At 64.9% G+C, this 21,148-nt stretch carries 20 protein-coding genes, 1 tRNA gene, 1 pseudogene and 1 riboswitch; of the genes and pseudogenes, 14 read left to right on the top strand and 8 right to left on the bottom strand.

Annotation, left to right across the window (positions count from 1 at the left end; all coding sequences use genetic code 11):
* Positions 1-10: 10 nt before the first annotated feature.
* The 4 genes and pseudogenes from ribD to G4G28_RS25555 form a co-directional block, all read right to left on the bottom strand.
* Positions 11-1,111 (bottom strand): annotated as a pseudogene (ribD, locus tag G4G28_RS08490) (bifunctional diaminohydroxyphosphoribosylaminopyrimidine deaminase/5-amino-6-(5-phosphoribosylamino)uracil reductase RibD).
* A gap of 94 nt (positions 1,112-1,205) precedes the next feature.
* Positions 1,206-2,165, bottom strand: a complete 960-nt coding sequence (locus G4G28_RS25565) for a GspH/FimT family pseudopilin (protein ID WP_229507961.1) — start codon at positions 2,163-2,165, stop codon at positions 1,206-1,208.
* A gap of 117 nt (positions 2,166-2,282) precedes the next feature.
* A complete protein-coding gene (locus G4G28_RS25560) occupies positions 2,283-2,576 on the bottom strand; it encodes a pilus assembly protein (protein ID WP_229508065.1) in 294 nt (97 codons plus the stop codon).
* Positions 2,573-4,375, bottom strand: coding sequence for a PilW family protein (locus G4G28_RS25555; RefSeq protein WP_229507960.1), 1,803 nt, complete (start codon positions 4,373-4,375; stop codon positions 2,573-2,575). The genes G4G28_RS25560 and G4G28_RS25555 overlap by 4 nt, the downstream gene beginning before the upstream one ends.
* A 412-nt stretch (positions 4,376-4,787) precedes the next feature.
* Here G4G28_RS25555 and G4G28_RS08460 point away from each other — a divergent pair, with 412 nt between their 5' ends.
* Genes G4G28_RS08460 through G4G28_RS08445 form a run of 4 tightly spaced genes read left to right on the top strand, consistent with a single transcriptional unit; the run spans position 4,788 to position 8,705 of the window.
* Positions 4,788-5,912, top strand: coding sequence for an NAD(P)-binding protein (locus G4G28_RS08460; RefSeq protein ID WP_182991615.1), 1,125 nt, complete (start codon positions 4,788-4,790; stop codon positions 5,910-5,912).
* A gap of 53 nt (positions 5,913-5,965) precedes the next feature.
* Positions 5,966-6,727, top strand: a complete 762-nt coding sequence (locus G4G28_RS08455) for a pyridine nucleotide transhydrogenase (RefSeq protein ID WP_182991614.1) — start codon at positions 5,966-5,968, stop codon at positions 6,725-6,727.
* A 4-nt stretch (positions 6,728-6,731) separates the two neighbouring features.
* Entirely contained in the window at positions 6,732-7,568 is an 837-nt protein-coding gene (locus tag G4G28_RS08450) for a sugar phosphate isomerase/epimerase (RefSeq protein ID WP_182991613.1), read from the top strand.
* Between the two features lie 30 nt (positions 7,569-7,598).
* A complete protein-coding gene (locus G4G28_RS08445; protein ID WP_182991612.1) occupies positions 7,599-8,705 on the top strand; it encodes a hypothetical protein in 1,107 nt (368 codons plus the stop codon).
* 42 nt (positions 8,706-8,747) lie between these two features.
* On the opposite strand, the gene nrdR is transcribed toward G4G28_RS08445, so the two are convergent.
* Together nrdR and glyA are read right to left on the bottom strand one after the other, a co-directional pair.
* Positions 8,748-9,206: a transcriptional regulator NrdR gene (nrdR, locus tag G4G28_RS08440; RefSeq protein WP_182991611.1), complete on the bottom strand. Its 459-nt coding sequence runs from the start codon at positions 9,204-9,206 to the stop codon at positions 8,748-8,750.
* A 91-nt stretch (positions 9,207-9,297) separates the two neighbouring features.
* Positions 9,298-10,545 (bottom strand): serine hydroxymethyltransferase, encoded by a 1,248-nt coding sequence (gene glyA, locus G4G28_RS08435; RefSeq protein ID WP_182991610.1) that lies wholly within the window; start codon positions 10,543-10,545, stop codon positions 9,298-9,300.
* Between the two features lie 108 nt (positions 10,546-10,653).
* A riboswitch (ZMP/ZTP riboswitch) is annotated at positions 10,654-10,759 on the bottom strand.
* A 137-nt stretch (positions 10,760-10,896) separates the two neighbouring features.
* Between glyA and G4G28_RS08430 the strand changes: the two genes are divergently transcribed.
* The 10 genes from G4G28_RS08430 to G4G28_RS08385 all read left to right on the top strand — a co-directional run bounded on the left by G4G28_RS08430 (position 10,897) and on the right by G4G28_RS08385 (position 18,114).
* Positions 10,897-11,649: an SDR family oxidoreductase gene (locus G4G28_RS08430; protein WP_182991609.1), complete on the top strand. Its 753-nt coding sequence runs from the start codon at positions 10,897-10,899 to the stop codon at positions 11,647-11,649.
* Between the two features lie 313 nt (positions 11,650-11,962).
* A complete protein-coding gene (gene ybgC / locus G4G28_RS08425; protein ID WP_182991608.1) occupies positions 11,963-12,367 on the top strand; it encodes a tol-pal system-associated acyl-CoA thioesterase in 405 nt (134 codons plus the stop codon).
* Positions 12,368-12,414: 47 nt separating this feature from the next.
* On the top strand, positions 12,415-13,098 hold the full coding sequence (gene tolQ, locus G4G28_RS08420; protein ID WP_182991607.1) for a protein TolQ: 684 nt from the start codon (positions 12,415-12,417) through the stop codon (positions 13,096-13,098).
* 17 nt (positions 13,099-13,115) lie between these two features.
* Positions 13,116-13,547, top strand: coding sequence for a biopolymer transporter ExbD (locus G4G28_RS08415; protein ID WP_182991606.1), 432 nt, complete (start codon positions 13,116-13,118; stop codon positions 13,545-13,547).
* A 5-nt stretch (positions 13,548-13,552) separates the two neighbouring features.
* A complete protein-coding gene (gene tolA, locus G4G28_RS08410) occupies positions 13,553-14,494 on the top strand; it encodes a cell envelope integrity protein TolA (protein ID WP_308601978.1) in 942 nt (313 codons plus the stop codon).
* Positions 14,495-14,525: 31 nt separating this feature from the next.
* Positions 14,526-15,791, top strand: a complete 1,266-nt coding sequence (gene tolB / locus G4G28_RS08405; RefSeq protein WP_182991605.1) for a Tol-Pal system beta propeller repeat protein TolB — start codon at positions 14,526-14,528, stop codon at positions 15,789-15,791.
* A 46-nt stretch (positions 15,792-15,837) separates the two neighbouring features.
* Complete coding sequence (gene pal, locus G4G28_RS08400; protein WP_182991604.1) at positions 15,838-16,359, top strand: peptidoglycan-associated lipoprotein Pal; 522 nt, start codon at positions 15,838-15,840, stop codon at positions 16,357-16,359.
* Between the two features lie 265 nt (positions 16,360-16,624).
* Entirely contained in the window at positions 16,625-17,380 is a 756-nt protein-coding gene (gene ybgF, locus G4G28_RS08395) for a tol-pal system protein YbgF (protein ID WP_182991603.1), read from the top strand.
* A 104-nt stretch (positions 17,381-17,484) separates the two neighbouring features.
* Positions 17,485-17,560 (top strand) — tRNA-Lys (locus G4G28_RS08390).
* A gap of 212 nt (positions 17,561-17,772) precedes the next feature.
* Entirely contained in the window at positions 17,773-18,114 is a 342-nt protein-coding gene (locus G4G28_RS08385; protein ID WP_182991602.1) for a hypothetical protein, read from the top strand.
* 25 nt (positions 18,115-18,139) lie between these two features.
* Here G4G28_RS08385 and G4G28_RS08380 read toward each other — a convergent pair whose 3' ends face one another.
* Entirely contained in the window at positions 18,140-19,204 is a 1,065-nt protein-coding gene (locus tag G4G28_RS08380; protein WP_182991601.1) for a PEP-CTERM sorting domain-containing protein, read from the bottom strand.
* A gap of 210 nt (positions 19,205-19,414) precedes the next feature.
* Positions 19,415-21,127: a methyl-accepting chemotaxis protein gene (locus G4G28_RS08375; RefSeq protein ID WP_183108237.1), complete on the bottom strand. Its 1,713-nt coding sequence runs from the start codon at positions 21,125-21,127 to the stop codon at positions 19,415-19,417.
* Between the last annotated feature and the right edge of the window lie 21 nt (positions 21,128-21,148).

Genomic DNA, 21,148 nt, shown 5'->3' with positions numbered 1-21,148 from the left:
AGCTTGTCCTTTAGGTGTGAATATCGGGTTCAATCCCGGCTGGTGCGGGCGTGTCCAGGCGCGCCAGGATGCGCAGGTCGGCGCCGAGCTGCTTCACCTCGTGAAAACGCAATGCGGTCTTGTCGGCCAGGCGCGCCAGCGGCGCCAGCGCGAACATGCCCTGCCCGGCGCCGATCAGGCTGGGGGCCAGGTAGACCAGCAGCTCGTCGACGCAGCCTTCGCGCAACAGGGAGGCGTTCAGCTTCGCGCCGGCTTCCACGTGCACTTCGTTGATTTCGCGCCGGCCCAGTTCCAGCATCAGGGCCGGCAGGTCGACCTTGCCGGCGCCGTTGGCCAGCACGATCACTTCGTGGCCGGCGGCGCGCAGCAGGGCTTCCTTTTCGGGATATGCGCCCGCCGCCACGATCCAGCAGGGTTCGCCCTGCAGGATGCGCGCGTCCAGCGCAATCTCGAGACGGCTGTCGACGATGACACGGCGCGGCTGGCGCGGGGTATCGATCCCGCGCACGGTGAGCTGCGGGTCGTCCGCCTTGACCGTGCCGATGCCGGTCAGGATGACGCAGGCGCGCGCGCGCAGGCATGGCCGTCGGCACGGGCATCAGGCCCGGTAATCCACTGGCTTTCGCCGCTCTCGAGGGCGGTAAAACCATCCAGGCTGGCCGCGGTTTTCAGGCGCACCCAGGGGCGGCCGCGGCGCATGCGCGAGAAAAAGCCGATGTTCAGTTCACAGGCGGCATCGGCCAGCAGGCCCGTTGCGGTCTCGATGCCGGCCGCCCGCAGCTGGGCCATGCCGCGCCCGGCAACGAGCGGATTCGGGTCGCCCATGGCAGCCACTACCCGCCCGAGGCCCGCTTCCACCAGCGCCTTCGAGCACGGCGGCGTGCGGCCGTAGTGGCTGCAGGGCTCGAGCGTGACGTACGCCGTGGCACCGCGCACATCGTTGCCGCGCGCGGCAGCGTCGCGCAGTGCCTGGATCTCGGCATGGGCCTGGCCCGCGGGCTGGGTGTGGCCGGCGCCGATGACGACGCCCCCTTCACGATGACGCAGCCCACGCGCGGATTCGGCGCGGTGATGTACATGCCCTTCGCCGCCCATTCCGGGCCAGCGCCATGCCGTCGGTGTCGTTCTCGATCTGCACTCTGTGGTTCTTCAGTTTCGCTCTTCAGCGCGGTTCCCGGGCCGGCGCCGCTCGAGGCGGCGTTCCCTCAAGGCGGCGCAGCGGCGCCGTCGCAATTGTCGTCGCGCGCGGGGTTGCACAGGCGCGCCCGTCCCAGCATGTTGATTTTAATACGGCGGATGCCGCCGCCATGAAACAGCGACAGCGTGCCCCAGCGCGCAGCACCGCTGCTCGTCGCGCTGCAACTGCGTCCGGCGCCATTGTAGGCGATGTAGTACGGCGGCGCAGGACTCGTGAGGGCAAACGCCAGCGCCACGCCCGGCGCCAGCGCCCCGTGCACGGCGAGGATATCGTCGCCCGCGCCGGGCACGCCGTTGTCGTCGCGGTCGGCGAAGACGGTCCAGCCCTGCGCCCAGTCGAGCCCGGCCGGGTCGCGCGGCCTCAACGCGATGCGCTCGTTGCGCGCGATCGCCTGGGCGCGCGCAAGGCCGATCGCGTCGAACAGGTCGTTGGAGGCTGCCCGCAGCTGGGTTGACTGCACCAGGGCGCGCAGGTCGGGCAGCGCCACCGCCAGCAGCGTGGCGGCAACCGCCACCACGACCAGCAGTTCGACCAGGGTGAAGCCTGCCGTAGTGCGCCGCGCCCTCATGGCCAGCAACGCTTGCCCGGGCCGTCCGCGCCCTGCTCGCCGCGGCTGCTGAGCGTCAGGACGCCGCATTCGGCGTCGCGGTAGCGCACGTCGACATTCGGCGTACCGGGACGCGCGCAGCAGCACGCAGTCGCGCAGTTCGCTGCCGGGACAGGCCTCGGCGTCGAGCTCGTAGGCGCTGTCAAGCGCGCTGTTGCCGGACCACCAGCGCAGTCCCTCGCGTGGCGCCGCGGCCGAGAAGGCGACGTAGCTGTGGTGCAGCGCGTGATGATGTTCCTGCTGCTGCATCGCGTCGACCAACGCCACCTGGCCCTCGAGCCGGCGTGCCCTGTTCACGTAGCTGGAATAGCTGGGGAAGGCCACCACGGCCAGCAGCGACAGGATCACCAGCACCACCATCAACTCGATCAGGGAAAACCCCCGTCCGGATCCGCGTCGGCAGCCGGATCCGCGCCCATTGGTCCTGCATGTCGTGCCGGGCATCGCGCAATACATCGTGGTGTCTCCTCGTGGTTGTCAGGAAGCGGCCCGGTGCAATTCGGGCCAGTTGGCAATCTCGCGCCAGCCGAGGCGGATGCCAGGCGCCCCGGGCGCTGCGCCCGCAAGCGCTCTGCGGTAATAGACCTGCAGGACGACGACCGTCGCCTCGCCCGTGCCGAAGCCGATCGCGGTGATCCGGTACAGCGCGCCACCGGACGGCGCGGGCAGCAATTCGATGAGGTAGCGCGGCAGGCGCGCCGGCAGCGGCCCGCCCTCGGGCAGTACCCGGCCGCTGAAGCGCCCGTAGTCGACGCCGGCCTCGCCGGTCAGGTCGGCCAGCTGCCAGGCAGGGATTCCCGGGGCAGGTACGGCCTGGCACAGACCCTGCCTTTCCGCCGACCCCGCACAGCGCTCGAGAAAGGCGCCGGCATCGCCCGTGGCGAAGATGGCCGCGCGCGCCGTGCCGGCGCCGGCGCCGCCGTCGATGTCGCGCTCGGCGTCGACCAGGGCGGCGTCGGCCAGCGCATGCGCGACCAGGCGATCGCGCTCGGCGCTGGCGGACTTCGCGGCCGCCAGCGCGCGTGCCGGACATGGTCACCGTCAACAGGGCCAGCACCGGGAACAGCACGGTGACGAGGGCTGCGCCGCGCTCGGTGGCGAATGAAGCGGGACGGACCATGGCTAGGGCACCGCCGCACCGACGGCAAACACGGCCGTGAACAGGCGCCGCAGCGGGCGCGCTTCCCGCCCGCCGGCGGGGGCGGCACCAGCCTGACGCCCGGGTCGGCGCTCCCGAAGGTCTCGGCGTACGCGAGACCGAACATGGCATGGTCCGCGGGGACGACCGCGCCCTGCGCCGGCCGTTCGCCATGCAGCAGCAGCGCCACTTGCACGTTTGTTACCCGCTTCCACCAAGTGCGCCGGGCGAAATCGGCATCGCGTTCGGCCGCCGTGGCGCCGCCTGGCACCAGTGCGGCATCGAGCGCGGCCAGCGCCGTCGCGTTCAGGTAGCGATTCGGCACGCCGTCGCCCGGGACGTCCATGTCGACCCCGTACAGGACCTGGAATCCGTCGACATTGGCCACGATTGCGTCCGCGCTCCAGCTACCCGTGCCGCGGTACTTGCAGCGCAGCTCGGCCACGCCGTCGGCGTTCTTCGCCACATAGAAGATGCTCCAGCCCTCTTCCATCCCATGGACGGCAAAGCCGGCGCAATTGAGTACGCTGCCGTCGCCGTCGGGTGCCTTGCCTGCGCCGGGATAACGCAGGGCCAGCACGTCGCTGCCATTGACCGCCTCGCTCAGCGGGGCACTGATGGCGGCCGTATTCCTGCCCAGCGAGCGGTCGTCCAGCCCGGCAATCGCAGCCGGCGCCGTCGCCGCGGAGGCCGCCGCACCGCTGTGCTCCCAGTCGACAAATGCCGCCTGGCGCACGGCGCGCCCGACCAGCGCCAGCGCGAAACGGCCGCTGTCGTCGACGTCGGCGGCGTCGGCATGCGCGAGGTAGGAGGCCTGGGCGCCCGCCAGCAGGATGCCGGCCGCCAGCAGCACGCCGAGACTGAGCGCCAGCGCCACGAGCAGCTCGGGCAGAGTGAGGCCTGCTTGCCTGCGCCGCGCCCTCATCGCGCCACCACCATCGCGACGACCGGCACCGCTTCGGCAGCCCCGTCCGCGGTTGCGCCGCGGATACGCCAGCCGAGCTTGGCGACGACAGGCGCGCCGGCGCCGCCCGCGCACTCCCAATCCAGTGTGCCCAGCGCGGCATTCCAGGCGCGGCTGTCGCGGCAGACGACGATGCGTCCGGGGGAAGGCCGCGCGCAGGGTGCGCGCGGTCTCGTGGAGGTCGAACAGTGCCAGCTGCGCCGGGTCGCAACCGCCGCTGCCATGGCAGTCGGCGGGCGCGGCGGGCGGGTCGCCGCCGGCGGCGTCGTAGTCGAAGGACAGATAGGGGTTGGCGCCATCCGGCAAGGCCATCTGTACCGGGTTGGCACGCATGCGCGCGCCCAGCGACGCGGCAAGCTGGACAGCCTCGGACTCGAGCGCGACCTGCTGGCGCAGGCGCATCGTGCGTGCCTGGGTGGCGGCCGCACCGGCCACGCCGACGGCGAGCACGAATAGTGCCACCAGCACCTCGACGAGCGTGAAAGCGCGCTCCCGCTGGAGCCGAAGACTGCCGTGCCGACACCGCTGCAAGGAAACCTCCACAGGCAAGTTGGCGCACCATCGCGCGAGATGTGAAGTTATCAGCGAGCCCCGGTGCGCGCCTGCGTTGGCTCAAGCGTGTGCAGGGCACGCGAAGGCGGCTGAGTGGTCGCTGCGTCGCTCCCTGTGCGGCCCCTCCGCATTGCCCCTGCCGGCCTGCGTACGATGAAATGGACGGGTTTTCGCCCGCTGTTTCGAAGGTGCCGCCAGGCAAGGCGCCGATACAATCCTGGTTTGCCCGCACCATGGCTATGGGAGCGGTGCGTGATGCCGGTACCCGATCCGGCCAACAGGCGCGCTGCAGGTGCCGCTGAATAATCCAATAAAACTGTCGAAGACCATGAAAATTGCTGTTGTCGGTAGCGGCTGGTACGGTTGCCATTTCGCGACCACCTTGAAGATGCTCGGGTACGACGTCACCCTGTTCGAGCAGCACATGGGCGTCTTTCCCGAAGCGTCAGGCAACAACCAGTTCCGCCTGCACCAGGGTTTTCACTACGCGCGCCATCACCGCACCCGGATCCAGACGCGCGACGGTTTCAACCGCTTCATCGAGCGCTATCCCTTCCTGTCCGAGAAAATCGACAGGAATTTCTACGTCATTCCGAAGGAAGACTCGCTCATCGATTTCATGACTTATCGCCAGATCATGATCTCGTCCGGCATCGACTTCCACGAGGTGCGCGCCACGCCCTATGGCCTGGGCGGCAAGGAAGTCGGGGGCATCATCCGCTGCGACGAAAGGGTGATCCTGACCAGCAAGGCGCGCAACTACTTCTGGAGCAAACTGAAGGACTGCGCCGTCTTCGGCACGAAAGTCAGCCTCGATCAAACGACCACCGACGCGCCCTGCATCAATGGCCAGCGTTTCGACTGGCTGATCGACACGACCTGGGGCCATTTGACCAAGCCCCCAGTGGACGTGTTCTACGAGCCGACGATCCTGTTCTATTACCGCACCGAGGCCGATTTCCCCGCCTATACCTTCGTCGACGGCGATCTGTGCTCGCTGTATCCGACCGAAAAGCGGGGCGTGTACACGCTGTCCAGCGTTCCGCATACGCCGCTGGGACGTTTCAGGACGTCCGCCGAGGCGCGCGCCTTCCTGTCCAGTGTTTCGGCAGGCAAACTGGCCGAGCATCGCGAGCGCATGGAGGCGCAGGTGCAAGCCTACCTGCCCTCCTTCGGCAAGGAATTCAGTTACCTCGGACCGCAGCTGGCGATCAAGACCAAACCGGTTGGCGCTTATGACGACCGCAGCTGCTACGTCCACCAGGACCGCCGCGTCATCAGTGTGCTGTCGGGGAAAGTCGACTCGATTTTCTATTCGTTCGAGAAGATCCTGAATATCCTGGGCATCGAGAACGAGCCCGCCTCGTTTGCCGACCCTGCCGAGCAGGCCTATCGCGGCGAGGCAAGCGGATTCTGGCAGCATTACAATCCCGATTACAATTTCGCCTATTGAGGCCCGGCACCGGCCGGGCCGGATTGCAATCGATTGAAGGAGCGGCTGCTGGCATGCATGAGAACGCACTGATTGGCCATACCGGCTTCGTCGGCTCGACCCTGATGGCGCAGGCGGATTTCCCGGCGCTATACCGATCGACGAATATCGACGAGATCCGCGGCCGCAGCTTCGATACGGTGGTCTGCGCCGGAGCACCGGGCGTGAAATGGAAGGCCAACGCTTCGCCCGCGCAAGACAAGGCAGCGATCGACAGCCTGATGCGCTGCCTCGATCAGGTCGCATGCAGGCGTCTCATTCTGATCAGCACCGTCGACGTCTTTGCCGATCCAGTCGGTGTCGATGAAACCTCGCCGGTGATTGACGCCGGCCTGCAGCCCTACGGATTGCACCGCCGTCAGTTGGAGCAATTCGTCGCCGCCCGTTTCCACAACGCGCTCACGGTGCGGCTGCCGGGCCTGGTCGGCGCCGGGTTGCGCAAGAATGTCATTTTCGACCTCAAGCATGGCAACAACCTGGCGCAGATCGACCCGCGCGGCGTGTTCCAGTTCTACCCGATGATGAATTTGTGGAAGGACATCGCCATCGCCAGCGACGCCGGCCTGCGCCTGGTCCACCTGACGGCCGAGCCGATCAGTGTCGAGGAGATCGCGCTGGAAGGTTTTGGTGTGCGCCTGCCTTCGAAGACCGAAGGCGAAGCGGCCCGCTACGATTTTCGTACCCGCCACGCGGCATTGTTCGGTACGAGCGGCGCCTACCAATACGACAAGGCAGCGACCCTGGCCGCCGTGCGCGACTATGCCCGGGGCGCATGAAGCCATGCGCCTGTCCATTTCCAATCTCGCATGGAACCCCGAATACGATGACCGCATTGCTGGCCTGTTGCATGCATTCGCGTTCGATGCCATCGAAATCGCACCCGGAAAATATTTTCCGATCGCCGATGCGAAACAGGAATCCAACACGCAAGGCCTCGATGCCGTTCGCCGCGCGTGGCAGGAATGCGGCATCGATATCGTCGCGATGCAGGCCCTGCTTTTCGGTACGACGGGTCTGAACATGTTCGGCAGCCCGGCCGTGCAGGAAGCGATGCTGAACCACTTGGCCCGCATAGCCGCCATCGGCGGCGCCCTCGGAGCGAAACGCCTGGTATTCGGTTCGCCAAAAAACCGCGACCGCAGCGGCATCGATGACGCGACCACCACCGCGATGGCCATCGATTTCTTCCGCCGCCTCGGCGATATCGCGGCCGCCTCGGGATGCATCGTCTGCCTCGAGGCGAATCCCGCCGCTTACGGCTGCAATTTCATGCTCGGCACGGCGGAAGCGGCGGAGATGGTGCGGGAAACCGCGCATCCGGCGATTCGACTACAGTTCGATATCGGGTCGGTGACGGCCAATGGAGAAGACGCCGCGGATTTGCTGGTGCGTTACCGCGAGCTGATCGGACATGTCCACATCAGCGAGCCGGGATTGCAGCCGCTGGGAAGAAGCGCGGCGGACCATGCTCATCTCGGCGCGCTGCTGCGCCACGCTCTTCCGCCGGACATGACCGTGTCGATCGAAATGCTGACGCCGGCGACCGAGGATCCCGTCGCGGCCGTGCGCAGCGCACTCGGGCTCGCGGTCCGGCATTATCGTCATCCCGGCAGTTGAAGCGCACGCCCCTCCTCAAAGATACCAATAATGAAAATCCTGTTCATCCAGTACGAATTCAACCAGTTTTCCGATTCCGTCTCGCTGGCCTACCACTGTTCGGCAGGTATTCCGGCGGCACTGCGCGATTGCGGCCACGAAGTCGATTGCGTGCTGATGCCGCATACCGCGCGCCTGGAGCTGCTGGCCAGCCGCGAACACTACGATTTCGCGCTGATCGATGTGGTGCATGGCCTGTGCCGCATGGATGCGAACACGCACCAGATTCCGATTCCGCCGCTCTTGACCCTGAAACAGCGCGGTATTCCGATTGCCGGCATCGCCATCGAAACGCTGTTCCACGACCATGGCGAAAACGCCGACGTCATGCCCCAGCATCGCCTGCGCGCCATCATGCAGACGATGCTGTGGCTGGACGCCTTTATCGCTTTCGATCGCCATGACGCCGATGTGCTGCGGTCGATGGGCGTGCGCGCGCTGTGGTCGCCATTTACCTCCTCGGATCCGTCGCCGGGGCTGGAGGTGAACGTGTCGAATGAACTGGCTTTCGTCGGCAGCATGTATGCCAAGCGCCAGCGTTTCCTGCGCCAGGCCGGACTGGCCGGCCAGATCACGGCGGGACGCATCACCTATCCGGACGCCTTCACCGAGGTGCACCAGGACATCCTGGCGCTGGCCACCGCGAACGATCCGCTGCAGGCGGAGGACTTGTTCGAGCATTACCGGCAGCTGAAGCACGCCGCCTTTGCCCACTACACCCAAGTGCTGAAGCACCTGCCGCTGATCGTGAACCTGCCCTCGATTTTCCGGGGACTCGCCTGCCGCACGGTCGAATCGCTGTGGCTGGGCCGCGTCGTCGTGAGCCCACGGCCGCGCCATCCGGAAGAATGCCGCCTGCAGGACAGCGTGCCGCACATCCTGTACCAGTATGACGAGACGGAGCCGGCCACGTTCGCCGAGGCGATCGAAGCCGCCCGCCGCAGCCGCGTCACACCGCAGCAACTGGACGAGGTAGCGGCTTTTCTCCGTGGCTCGGCCTTCGACCCGCTGGCCCAGGCCGCGAACATCGCCGATTTTGTCTCGCGCGCGCGGGATGCGGACGCGATCGAAGCGTCCTACTTTGCGCGCACGCGTTAGCGAAGCCTGCATCGGGCCCGTGCGTGACGCGTACGGGCTTGTTTATTTGTGGGTATGGCCGACTTCGGCCAGGGCCTGCTGGAACTCGGCCAGGTCCTTGAAGTCCTTGTAGACGGAAGCGAAGCGGATGTAGGCGATTTCGTCCAGCCGCTTGAGTTCCTGCATGACGAGCTCGCCGACATAGCCGGTGTCGACCTCGCGCCGGCCGCTGGTGAGCAGCTTTTCCTCGATCGAGGCGACGGCGCCGTCGATGGCCTCGGCCGATACCGGGCGCTTGCGCAAGGCAAGCATCAGGCTGCCGCGCAGCTTGCTCGATGAAAATTCGGTACGGCTACCGTTCTTCTTGACGATGATCGGCATCGACAGTTCGATGCGCTCGTAGGTGGTGAAGCGCTTGTCGCATTGCACGCAGCGGCGCCGGCGCCGGATGGCGTCGCCCTCCTCGGATACACGCGTATCGAGGACCTGGGTATCTTCATGCTGGCAGAACGGACATTTCATGGTGCAATCATAAACGAAAAAGGAAGGGTAGCCCGGGATGCCGGACTACCGTTCCTTTGCGGTCTTGCCGTCGCCGGGGCGACGTCCCGGTTTATCGGGCGTAGACCGGGTACTTGTCGGTCAGGACCTTGACTTCGGCCTTGACGCGCTCGATGGTGGCGGCGTCGTGCGGGTTGTCGAGCACGTCGGCGATCAGGTGGCCTACCTTGGTCGCGTCTTCTTCCTTGAAGCCGCGGGTGGTGAAGGCCGGGCTGCCCAGGCGAATGCCCGAGGTCACGAACGGCTTTTGCGGGTCGTTCGGGATGCCGTTCTTGTTGCAGGTCATGTGGGCCTGGCCAAGGATGGCTTCGGCTTCCTTGCCGGTGAGGCCCTTGGCGCGCAGGTCGACCAGCATCACGTGCGACTCGGTACGTCCCGACACGATGCGCAGGCCGCGCGCGATCAGCGCTTCCGCCAGGGCTTTCGCGTTCTTCACGACCTGCTGCTGGTAGGCCTTGAATTCAGGCGACAGCGCTTCCTTGAAAGCCACGGCCTTGCCGGCGATGACGTGCATCAGCGGACCGCCCTGGATGCCCGGGAAGATCGCCGAATTGATCTGCTTCTCGTACTCGGCCTTCATGAGGATGATGCCGCCGCGCGGGCCGCGCAGCGACTTGTGCGTCGTGGACGTGACGAAGTCGGCGTAGGGCACCGGGTTAGGGTATTCACCCGCGGCGACCAGGCCGGCGTAGTGGGCCATGTCGACCATGAAATAGGCGCCGACTTCCCTGGCGACCCTGGCGAAGCGCTCGAAGTCGATGCGCAGCGCGAATGCCGAGGCGCCAGCGATGATCATCTTCGGCTTGTGCTCGCGGGCCAAAGCTTCCATTTGTTCGTAGTCGATGTCTTCCTGCTCGGTCAGGCCGTAGGAAATGACGTTGAACCATTTACCCGACATGTTCAACGCCATGCCGTGGGTCAGGTGGCCGCCTTCGGCCAGCGACATGCCCATGATGGTATCGCCGGGTTTCAGCATGGCGAAGAACACGCCCTGGTTCGCCTGCGAACCCGAGTTCGCCTGCACGTTTGCCGCTTCGGCGCCAAAGAGCTCCTTGACGCGGTCGATCGCCAGCTGCTCGGCTACGTCGACGTATTCGCAGCCGCCGTAGTAGCGCTTGCCTGGATAGCCTTCGGCATACTTGTTCGTCAGCTGCGAGCCCTGCGCTTCCATGACGGCTGGCGAGGTGTAGTTCTCCGAAGCGATCAGCTCGATGTGGTCTTGCTGGCGGGTGTTTTCCTTCTGAATGGCATCCCACAGTTCCGGGTCAATCTTGGCCAGCGTGTGATCTTTTGCAAACATGTACAAAACTCCAATCGATAAGAGAACCGGGCAACGGCAGTGTTGGATCGGCGTGGGCCAGCAGCATGGTCAATGAAGCGGACAGTCGCGCAGCAACACAGTCCCATTGTCGGCTGCCCAGGCGAACGGCGGTGAAGTCTCACGTTCCCCGGTGGATATCCACCTTGCCACGGCATCAAGGACACCGAGGTTTTCGCCAGTTACGTGAGACGCAAATGGACTCGGGATTGTATGTGAACTGACCGGCGAGGGCAAGGAACCTCCCATGCGGCCCTCCCAAGCGGGGGACCGGGCCGGCTGCTACCAGTATATCGGCTACAATCTTGTTGCTTCTGCCACCGAGGAACTCACATGATCGTTTTCATCACCGGCGCTTCCGCCGGTTTCGGCGCCGAGATGGCGCGCACTTTCGTCCGCAACGGCCACCAGGTGGTGATGGCGGCCCGCCGCAAGGACAGGCTGGCGGCGCTGGCGGCGGAGCTGGGCGAATCGGCGCTGCCGGTCGAGATGGACGTGACCAGCAAGGCCTCGATCGAGGAAGCCCTTGCTCTGTTGCCGCAATCCTGGCGCCAGATCGATGTCCTGATCAACAACGCCGGCCTGGCCCTGGGCACGGCACCGGCACAGGACGCATCGCTGGATGACTGGGAAACCATGATCGCCACAAATTGCCAAGGGCTGGTGACGATGACGCGCGCCCTGCTGCCGGCGATGGTCGAGCGCGGCAGCGGCCTGGTGATCAACCTCGGCTCGGTAGCGGGGGCCTACCCTTACCCGGGCGGCAACGTGTATGGCGCCACCAAGGCTTTTGTGGACCAGTTCACCCTCAACCTGCGCGCCGACCTGGTCGGCACCGGCGTGCGCGCCACCAACCTGGCGCCGGGCCTCTGTGGCGGTACGGAGTTTTCGAACGTGCGCTTCAAGGGCGACGATGCGGCCGCGGCCAAGGTCTATGAAGGCACGACGCCGCTGACGGCCAGCGACATCGCCGAGACCGCCTACTGGATCGCCACCCTGCCGCCGCATGTGAATGTCAACAGTATCGAGCTGATGCCGACTTGCCAGGGATTTTCGCCGTTCACTATCAAGCGGACGTCAGTGTAGGGTGGACGGCTCTGCCATCCACGCGTCCAAGCACAACCGGCACACGGCTGGTGGCACGATGTGCACGTTACCGTTGAACGCGTGGACGGGAAACCCGTCCACCCTACGAGCGCTGCTGCACATGCGTGCGCCCAAGCTTCGATAATTGTGAGAAAGTGTTACAGTTATTGTCCTGACAGCATTGTCTCCCGTCTACTACGCGCGCCGACTTGCATGCATCTCGGGTATGGTTGCCTGTCCCAACCATGTTCGCTGGCGAACATTGGCGGCGATAGCGTAAAATGTTTCCTTTTATCATTTTTGGCAATCTGACATGCCTTCCGTTTTCACCTGGACAGTACGTGTCTACTACGAGGATACCGACGCCGGTGGCATCGTGTTCTATGCGAACTACCTGAAGTTCTTCGAGCGTGCGCGCACCGAGTGGCTGCGCGCTGCGGGCATTGGCCAGCAGGAATTGCTCGAGCGCTCGGGTGCCGCTTTCGTGGTCAAGAACGCGAACATCGATTACCACGCCCCTGCCCGCCTGGACGACGAAATCCGGTTGACGCTGGAAGTGGACAAGCTCGGCCCCGCCTCGGTGCGGTTTGCCCAGAAGGCCTGGCGCGGCGAGCATTTGCTGGCCGCGGCCAGCGTCAAGGTCGGCTGCGTCGACCTCGCCACGGTACGCCCGCGCTCGCTCCCCGAGGATGTCGCTGATAAAATGCGTGCCGCTTGAATCAATAAAAGTATTCAACCAACAATATTGCTTTCCCTGCTCACCCGATGACACCGACCCACGACCTTTCCTTCCTTGCCCTCATCAGCAACGCGCACATCCTCGTGCAGCTCATCATGCTGCTCCTGCTCCTGCTGTCGGTGGTGAGCTGGTCGTACATCTTCCGCAAACTGTTCGCCATCCGCGCCGCGCGCCGCCTGACGGAACAGTTCGAGCGCAGCTTCTGGGCCGGCGGCAACCTGCATACCCTGCACCAGTCCGCTTCCGCCCAGCGCGAACAGAGCGGCCCGCTGGCACGCATCTTCGAAGCCGGCATGGGTGAATTCATCAAGGGCAAGCAGGCGTCGCGCGATGCGCTCGACATGGGCGCCGTGCTCGACGGCTCGCGCCGTGCGATGCGCGCGGCCTTCCAGCGCGAACTCGACGGCCTCGACCTGCACCTGAACTTCCTGGCCTCGGTCGGCTCGGTCTCGCCCTACATCGGCCTGCTGGGCACGGTCTGGGGCATCATGAACGCCTTCCGCGGTCTCGCCAGCGTGCAGCAGGCAACGCTGGCGGTGGTCGCGCCCGGCATTGCCGAAGCCCTGATCGCCACCGCGATCGGCCTGTTCGCCGCGATTCCGGCCGTCGTCGCCTACAACCGCTTCACCCACGACATCGACCGCCTCGCGATCCGCTTCGAGAGCTTCGTCGAGGAATTCTCCAACATCCTGCAGCGCCAGTCGCGCTGAGCGCCGGAGCATTCGACATGGCTTTTTCCAGCAGCATGCGCGGTGGACGCCGCAGCAAACTGAAATCCGAAATCAACGTCGTCCCGTACATCGACGTGATGCTGGTGCTGCTCATCATCTTCATGGCGGTGCCGGCCAACGAAACGCCGAACGTGGTCAACCTGCCGCAGGCGGAAAAATCGTCGCTGCCGCCGGACACCTATATCCAGGTGACGGTCAAGCCCGAGGGTGGCATGACGATCGGCGTCGGCGGCAAGGAAAGCGCGCCGACGGTAGCGGTGCCGGACCGCTCCGCCCTGCTCGCACGCCTGCGCGAGCTGCATGAAGACCATCCGGATTATCCGGTGCTGATCGCCGGCGATCGCGAGAGCAAGTACGCCGACGTCATCGAACTGATTTCGGCCGCCAAGAAAATGGGAATCAACCGCGTCGGCCTCGCGACGAAATAAACAGCATGTCCGCAATGAAGCCAGCCACCCCAGGCGCCCCCTACACGGTGCCTCCCGAACCGAACCGCATGCCGGCCATCCTGCTGGCGGTGGGCGTGCACGCCGTGCTGCTCGCTTTTCTCTGGTTCGGCATCAGCTGGCAGAACAAGGAGCCGATCGCGGTCGAGGCCGAGGTCTGGGACATGAAGGTCGAAACGGCTGCCGCCCCACCCCTGCCGACGCCGCCGCAACCCGAACCGGAACCCGAGCCGGCGCCGCAGCCGAAGCCGGTGCCGCCGCCTCCGAAAGCGGTCGAGCCGGAGCCGGTGAAGCCGAGCCAGGCGGAGATCAAGCTTGAGCGCGAGAAGAAGCTGGCTGAACTGAAGAAGCAGCGCGAGATCGACCAGAAGGAGCGCGACATCGCTCGTCAAAAAGAGATCGCCGAACAGAAGAAAAGGGACGCGGCCGACAAGAAAGATGCGGAACGGAAAATAGCCGAGAAAAAGGAAGCGGATAAGAAAGCCGACGAAGACAAGAAGAAAACTGCCGCCGCAGAGAAAGCCGCCAAGCTCAAGGCCGACAAGGCCGACCAGGCCAAGCTCGACAAGATGCGCGCCGACGACCTCAAGCGCATGATGGGCGCAATCGGCAGCACCGGCAGCGCCGAGAAGTCGAGCGGACCGAAAGGCGACCCGAGCTACCAGGCCGCGATTGCCGCGAAAGTGAAGAGCAACACGAACTTCACCGGCAGCACCGATGTGCCGGGTAACCCGAAAGCCGTCTTCAAGGTCGACCAGCTGCCGACCGGCGAAATCCTGTCGGTACGCCTGACCAAGAGCAGCGGCATACCGCAGTTCGACGACGCGGTGGAGCGCGGCATTAACAAATCGTCACCACTTCCAAAAAGGAAAGATGGTACGGTGGAGCGCACTGTGGTGGTCGGCTTCTCCATGAAAGACCTGGAATGACCGCACTGAACAATCTTTGCCGAGAGAACGCATGAAAAAACTGCATACCTTTTTATTTACCGCCACCCTCCTGATCGGGTCGACGGCCCAGGCCCAGCTGCAGGTGGAAATCGCCGGCGTAGGCAGCAACCAGATTCCGGTGGCCGTTGCCGCCTTTGCCGACGAAGCCATGGCGCCGGACCAGATCTCGGCCATCGTCCGCAACGACCTCGAGCGCAGCGGCGTCTTCAAGGTCATCAATGCCGGCCAGGTCATCAGCGATAGCGCCAGCGTCGATGCGGCGGCCTGGAAGTCGCGCGGCGCCGACGCCCTGGTGGTGGGCAGCGTGCAAAAGCAGCCGGACGGCCGTTTTGCCGTTCGTTACAAGCTCTACGACACCGTCAAGGGCAGCCAGATTTCGACCCTGGGCGGCGAAGTGCAGCCGAAATACACGCGCCTGCAGGCCCACCGCATCGCCGACGATGTCTATGAAAAACTGACCGGCACACGCGGCATCTTCTCGACCCGCATCGCCTACGTGAAGGAAAACCGCGCCGGACGCAGCTACGCGCTGGCGGTGGCCGATGCCGACGGCGAGAACGAGATCGTGGCCGTGCACGGACGCGAGCCCATCATTTCGCCGTCCTGGTCGCCGGACGGCGGCCGCGTCGCCTATGTGTCCTTCGAGGACCGCAAACCCGTCATCTACATGCAGGACCTCGTCACCGGCAAGCGCCGCGTGATCGCCAACGAAAAAGGCAGCAACTCGGCACCGAGCTGGTCGCCGGACGGCAGCAAGCTGGCGATTGCCCTGTCGAAGTCGGGCAGCTACCAGGTCTACATCGTCAACGCCGACGGCAGCGGCCTGCGCCGCCTGACCACCGGCAACGGCATCGACACCGAGCCGCAATTCTCGGCCGATGGCCAGACCATCTATTTCACCAGCGACCGCAGTGGCGGCCCGCAGATCTACAAGATGCCTGTTTCGGGCGGCAATGCGACCCGCGTCACTTTCAACGGCAACTACAACATCAGCCCGCGCGTATCTCCAGACGGCAAGACCCTGGCCTGGATTTCGCAGCGCGACGGCGGCTTCTCCCTCTTTGCGAAGGACCTCGCCAGCGGCCAGGAACTGCGCCTGGCCGATGGCGCCACCGAACCGAGTTTCTCGCCTAACGGCAAGTACATCATGTATGCGAACAAAGGTGGCGGGCGCGTCTCGCTGGCCGTCGTATCGGTGGACGGTCGGGTCAAGCAGCGCTTGAGCACCAAAGCGGGAAATATTCGGGAGCCCAGCTGGGGTCCCTTCATGAAGTAAAGAAGCAAAAGAAGTACATCACCAACCAAGACCAGGAGAAAAAACCATGCGCAACGTTAAGAGTGTAGCTTTCATCATCGCCGCAGCCGCCCTGATGGCAGCCTGCAAATCGCCAACCCCAGTCGCCGAGACCCCGGTCGTCGAGCGTACGCCGGAAGCGGCCCCAGCCGCCGAGCCGCGCGACATCCGTCCGGTGGAAACCGCGACCGTCGATCCGCTGAACGATCCGAAAGGCGTGCTGGCCAACCGCAGCGTCTACTTCGACTTCGACAGCTACGTCGTGCGTGAAGACGGCAAGCCAGTGGTCGCGAACCACTCGAACTACCTGAACCAGAACAAAGGCCGCAAGGTCCTGATCCAGGGTAACACCGACGAGCGCGGCGGTACCGAATACAACCTGGCCCTGGGCCAGAAGCGCGCCGAAGCCGTGCGCCGTTCGATGGCAGCGCTGGGCGTGGCCGAGAACCAGATGGAAGCCGTGTCGCTGGGCGAAGAAAAGCCGAAGGCAACCGGTTCGGGCGAATCGGCCTGGGCTGAAAACCGCCGCGCCGACATCGTCTACCAGTAATCCGGCCAGATAGCAGCCTGCCGTGCCTGACGGGCTTCCAGGGCAAGGCGCATCGTCGAAGACAGTACGCGAGTACGGCGAGACGAATGCAACGCCGCCATGGGAGCCTGTCAGGCGCGGCTGATTGACAGCGGGGCGGGGGCAGTGCAGACTGCAACCGCCCCGTTTTTCATTGCAACATTCGGATCGCAACATGCCGCGAGCTGCGGCCATGCACCCCGGGCCTCCCCGTTTCGACTTCCGACTGGTTTAGAAAGAACACGACATGATCAAACTGTCCCCGTCCCGCCTTGCCGCCATGCTGCTGGCCTTCGTGCTGCCGCTGCAGGCCTCCGCCGGCCTGCTCGACGACGATGAAGCCCGCCGCGCCATCCTCGACCTGCGTGCCAAGGTCGACAACATCACACGCGACCTGACGACGCGCCTCGATGCCAAGTCCGACAAGACGGTCACGCTCGACATCCTGAACCAGCACGAACAGACCATGGCCGAGATCGCCAAGCTGCGCGGCCAGATCGAAGTGCTGGCCAATGAAGTGGCCAAGGCGCAGAACAGCCAGCGTACCCTGTATGCCGACCTTGACGCGCGCATCAAGAAACTCGAGCCACGCCAGGAAAATATCGACGGCCAGACCGCCGAAGTGCTGCCTTCGGAAAAGCAGGCCTACGACAGCGCCATGGAAATCTTGAAGACACAGGACTACAAGCGCGCAGCAAGCGCCCTGCAGGATTTCGTGAAGCGTTATCCGGAATCGGCGTACGCCCCGAATGCGCAATACTGGCTGGGCAATGCCTACTACGCGCTGGGCGACTACAAGAACGCGATCCTCGCCCAGGAAGTCGTGACCACCGCTTACGGGAGCAGCCCCAAGGCACCGGACGCCATGCTCAACATCGCTACCAGCTACGCCCAGCTGAAGGAAAAGGCCAAGGCCAAGAAGGCGCTGCAGGCCCTGGTGTCGAAGTTCCCGAGTTCGCAGGCTGCGCAGGCGGCGAAGGACCGGCTGGCGGCGCTGAAGTAAGTGCTGCTGGATGCCTTGACCGGATGAAATAAGACTGCACAGCAACATTCTGGTGCTGCACGTTTGACAGCACGACGGCGCGCCCCTATAATCTTGCTTCTTTCGGGTCGTTAGCTCAGCTGGTAGAGCAGCGGACTTTTAATCCGTTGGTCGCAGGTTCGAATCCCGCACGGCCTACCAAGTTTCAACGAAAACGCCAACCTTCGGGTTGGCGTTTTTGTTTTCGCTCCCTTCCTTGCGGTTGCGCCTCGCGTTTCCTACGAACGCCGTCCTTGATCCGCGTGACCTGGCATGTGTGCAGAGAAATTCGATGCATACGCGAAGTATTGTTGACCCCTCCCCTGTCCAACCCTCGTAAGCACCCGATGTGAACCTTTCGATGGAGGACAGCCATGCGTGCACTGCTTTGCCTCGCCTTCGTTTCCACCACCGTTCTTGCTTCTCCCTCGATCAGCCGTGGCGATGCCAGCGAGCTGAAATTCGACATCGCCGGAGAGTACCTGCTCGACAACGGACGCAAGATCCGCATGCGGCTGGTTGACGACGAGCTCTATCTCGACCTGAACCGGTATCGGCGGCACAAGTTGCTGCCGGTGACGGACCGGACGCTTGCTTCGCGCGACGGCAAGTTGACGGTCGAGTATTTGCCGGACGGGCCCGCCGAACGCATCCACATTCGGTATGTTGGCTTGCCTGACGAACGGCTCGGCGAAAGCAGCTGGTTAGGCCGGTAGGACCCCGGGCAGCCGTCGGCGCGGATCAGGCACGCCTTCCGCGCACCCGCCGACGCCAGCCCAGCATGACGCCCCCGCCCAGCAACAGACTCCACGCTGCCGGTTCCGGAACGGCCGCGACAAGGTCCAGGCGCACGGCGTGGCAGGCGCCAGCGCGGCAGGCGGTGCCGACGATCTGGCCAAGGTCGTTGATGGCGGTGGCGTCCGACACTACCCAGCTTGACGCGGGATCGATCAGGGTGTTCAGGTCGAGCAGGCTACCGTTCTCGTAGAGGAAGGCGCGCGTTGCGAGGCCGTCGCCATACCAGCCCACGACCTGGCTCAGGTTGTTGATGCCGTTGGCATAGCTGTAGTCGCTGCCGGTCAATGCGCCGAGATCGTAGGTGGTACCGGCATCCCAGAGGAAGGCGCCGCGCGGATAGAGCTCGCCGCCGCGGGGTGCGTAGCCGGCATAGCCGACCACCTGGTCGAGGTCGTTGACCGCCATGGCTTCGCTCCACGGTCCGTTGAAAGGCCCGAGGTCGCTCATGCCGCCGTCGCGGTAGAGGAAGGGCGTCAAAGGCCAGTTGGGCGCTCCGCCGATATCGGTGCCGCCGGCAATGTGGCCGAGGTTATTGACGGCATTGGCCTGGCTGCGGATGCCGTACAGGGTGCCGAGGTCGGTGGAAACGCCATCGCGGTAGCTGTAGGCATGGCGCACGAAACCCTCTTCCTCGTCTTCGTATTCGGCCATGCCGACGACGGTGCCGTCGTTGTTGATGCCACGTACCGTGGTGACACCCCAGCCGGTGATCCAGGTCATGGCACCGCCGCTGTAGAGAAAACCGTTGCCGCCCGATTCGCCGGCAATCTGGCCGCTGTCGTTGATGCCGCGCCCGGCGCCGCTACCCAGGGTCGTGAACAGCCCATCCGCGTACAGCCAGGCATTACCGCCCTCTTCGCCGACCACCTGGCCGGCGGCATTGATGTCCCATGCGAGACTGCCGGCGCCGGCCAGCACGGTGACGGTATAGCGCGGTACGGCGGCCGCCAGCAGGGGCATGGCCAGCAAGGCAGCGCCGGCAAGGCGCAGGAATGCAACAGGACGCATGACATCTCCTCGGAATGATCGGTCGAGCTCCCAGCGTAAGCGCGACAGTACGGCACGCGTCTGCGCAAACGCAGCAGAACCGAAGATCGACTTTTCTCAAGGCAGTGTTTGCGTAAAGGAAAAAGAAAAAGGGGCGACACCGTCGCCCCCTTCCTCCCTTCCGTTCGGGCCGCTACCCTCGCAGGCGCGGCGCGCTGACCTACGTTGCCGTCAGAACTCTTCCCAGCCGTCGCCCGCAGTCGCGGTAGCTTTCGGCGCGGACGCGGCGCGGGCAAGCTTGCTGACGGCCTTGGCCGACGCGGGCTTGCCCAGGCGGACAGGCGCAGCCGTCCTGGCCACCGGGGCGGCGAGCGTCTGCCGGGCCGGCGCCGAAAGCGGCGCCGAGCCTTCGATGCGGAAGGCGCCGACCGTGCGCGCCAGGATCGTCGCTTCCTGCTGCAGCGACTGGGCCGCTGCCGATGCCTCTTCGACCAGGGCGGCGTTCTGCTGGGTGGCCTGGTCCATCTGCGCGATGGCCGAGTTCACCTGTTCGATGCCGGCGTTCTGTTCCTGGCTGGCCGCGCTGATCTCGGCCATGATGTCGGTCACGCGGCCGACACTGTGCACGATCTCGTTCATCGTCGCGCCGGCCTGGTCGACCAGGGCCGCGCCATGGTGCACCTTCTCGACCGAGTCGTCGATGAGCAGCTTGATTTCCTTGGCCGCTGCGGCGCTGCGCTGGGCCAGGTTGCGCACTTCACCGGCCACGACCGCGAAACCGCGGCCCTGCTCGCCGGCACGCGCCGCTTCCACAGCGGCATTGAGCGCCAGGATGTTGGTCTGGAAGGCAATGCCGTCAATGACGGTGATGATCTCGACGATCTTGTTGGCCGGGGAGTTGATTGCACCCATGGTCTCGACCACCTGCGCCACCACGGCGCCGCCCTTGCCCGCCACCGTCGAGGCCGAGCCGGCCAGCACGTTGGCCTGGCGGGCGTTGTCGGCATTCTGCTTGACGGTCGAGGTCAGTTCTTCCATCGACGAGGCTGTTTCCTCGAGCGAACCGGCCTGCTGCTCGGTGCGCGAAGACAGGTCGAGGTTGCCATCGGCGATCTCGCTCGAGGCGGTGGCGATCGTGTCGGTACCGGCACGCACCCGGGTCACGATCTCGACGAGGGAATCGTTCATGTCCTTCAGGGCCGCCATCAGGCGGCCGGTCTCGTCGTTCGAGCGCACCTCGATCTTCTGGGTCAGGTCGCCCTGGGCGACGGCGCCGGCAATCTTCACCGCCTCTTCCAGCGGACGCACGATGGCGCGCACCATGCGCCAGCCGAGCACGGCCGCGATGACCAGGCCCAGCGCCAGGCCGGTAACGCAGACGAGACGCACGATTTTCACGATCTCCTGCGAGCGCTGGTAGTCGGCGCGGGCGACCTCGACCTGGATCTGCACCAGCGCATCGATGTCCTTGCCCATCGGGACGGCAAGGGCGTGCATGGGGCCGTTCATCAGTTCGGTGGCACGGGCGATGTCGCCGGCGCGCAGGGCCGTCACGATCGGCTGCAGGGCACCGTTGACGAAGGCGGCACGCGAAGCGGTGAACTTTTCGGCGGCACGCTTTTCGTTGGCGTCCATCCTGGTCGCGGCGTATTCGGTCCAGCTCTTCGTCACGATGGCGGTGTTGGCTGCCATCTGGTCGACGATCTCTCCGACGGCTGCGCCCGGCTGGGTTGCCTTGCCGATCAGGACCTGGTTGCGCAACATGGCACGCTCGACGTCGCCAAGCTGGGCCAGCGCCTTGAGCCGATCCGTGTACATCGACTCGAGTGCGCCGTTGGCCTTTTCCAGGTTGAGGATACCGATCGCGAATCCCGCAATCAGTTCGATGGCAAGGAAGCCGATGACAAAGATCAGCCGGGTCTTGATAGTGAGGGTCTTGAACATTGAGGTGCGCTGGGGCGAGTG

Source organism: Massilia sp. Dwa41.01b (assembly GCF_014171775.1).
Classification (GTDB): domain Bacteria; phylum Pseudomonadota; class Gammaproteobacteria; order Burkholderiales; family Burkholderiaceae_D; genus Telluria.
This window is presented reverse-complemented; position numbering and strand designations above follow the sequence as displayed.

Bases quoted from the DNA above. Each gene is read 5' to 3' on its own strand.
- ybgC (WP_182991608.1), top strand. From the start codon at position 11,963: ATGCCTTCCGTTTTCACCTGGACAGTACGTGTCTACTACGAGGATACC.
- G4G28_RS08385 (WP_182991602.1), top strand. From the start codon at position 17,773: ATGCGTGCACTGCTTTGCCTCGCCTTCGTTTCCACCACCGTTCTTGCT.
- G4G28_RS08445 (WP_182991612.1), top strand. From the start codon at position 7,599: ATGAAAATCCTGTTCATCCAGTACGAATTCAACCAGTTTTCCGATTCC.
- G4G28_RS08430 (WP_182991609.1), top strand. From the start codon at position 10,897: ATGATCGTTTTCATCACCGGCGCTTCCGCCGGTTTCGGCGCCGAGATG.
- G4G28_RS08450 (WP_182991613.1), top strand. From the start codon at position 6,732: ATGCGCCTGTCCATTTCCAATCTCGCATGGAACCCCGAATACGATGAC.
- G4G28_RS08380 (WP_182991601.1), bottom strand. From the start codon at position 19,204: ATGCGTCCTGTTGCATTCCTGCGCCTTGCCGGCGCTGCCTTGCTGGCC.
- tolQ (WP_182991607.1), top strand. From the start codon at position 12,415: ATGACACCGACCCACGACCTTTCCTTCCTTGCCCTCATCAGCAACGCG.
- tolB (WP_182991605.1), top strand. From the start codon at position 14,526: ATGAAAAAACTGCATACCTTTTTATTTACCGCCACCCTCCTGATCGGG.
- glyA (WP_182991610.1), bottom strand. From the start codon at position 10,545: ATGTTTGCAAAAGATCACACGCTGGCCAAGATTGACCCGGAACTGTGG.
- G4G28_RS08460 (WP_182991615.1), top strand. From the start codon at position 4,788: ATGAAAATTGCTGTTGTCGGTAGCGGCTGGTACGGTTGCCATTTCGCG.
- G4G28_RS08415 (WP_182991606.1), top strand. From the start codon at position 13,116: ATGGCTTTTTCCAGCAGCATGCGCGGTGGACGCCGCAGCAAACTGAAA.
- pal (WP_182991604.1), top strand. From the start codon at position 15,838: ATGCGCAACGTTAAGAGTGTAGCTTTCATCATCGCCGCAGCCGCCCTG.
- ybgF (WP_182991603.1), top strand. From the start codon at position 16,625: ATGATCAAACTGTCCCCGTCCCGCCTTGCCGCCATGCTGCTGGCCTTC.
- G4G28_RS08375 (WP_183108237.1), bottom strand. From the start codon at position 21,127: ATGTTCAAGACCCTCACTATCAAGACCCGGCTGATCTTTGTCATCGGC.
- G4G28_RS08455 (WP_182991614.1), top strand. From the start codon at position 5,966: ATGCATGAGAACGCACTGATTGGCCATACCGGCTTCGTCGGCTCGACC.
- nrdR (WP_182991611.1), bottom strand. From the start codon at position 9,206: ATGAAATGTCCGTTCTGCCAGCATGAAGATACCCAGGTCCTCGATACG.
- tolA (WP_308601978.1), top strand. From the start codon at position 13,553: ATGTCCGCAATGAAGCCAGCCACCCCAGGCGCCCCCTACACGGTGCCT.
- G4G28_RS25565 (WP_229507961.1), bottom strand. From the start codon at position 2,165: ATGGTGGTGCTGGTGATCCTGTCGCTGCTGGCCGTGGTGGCCTTCCCC.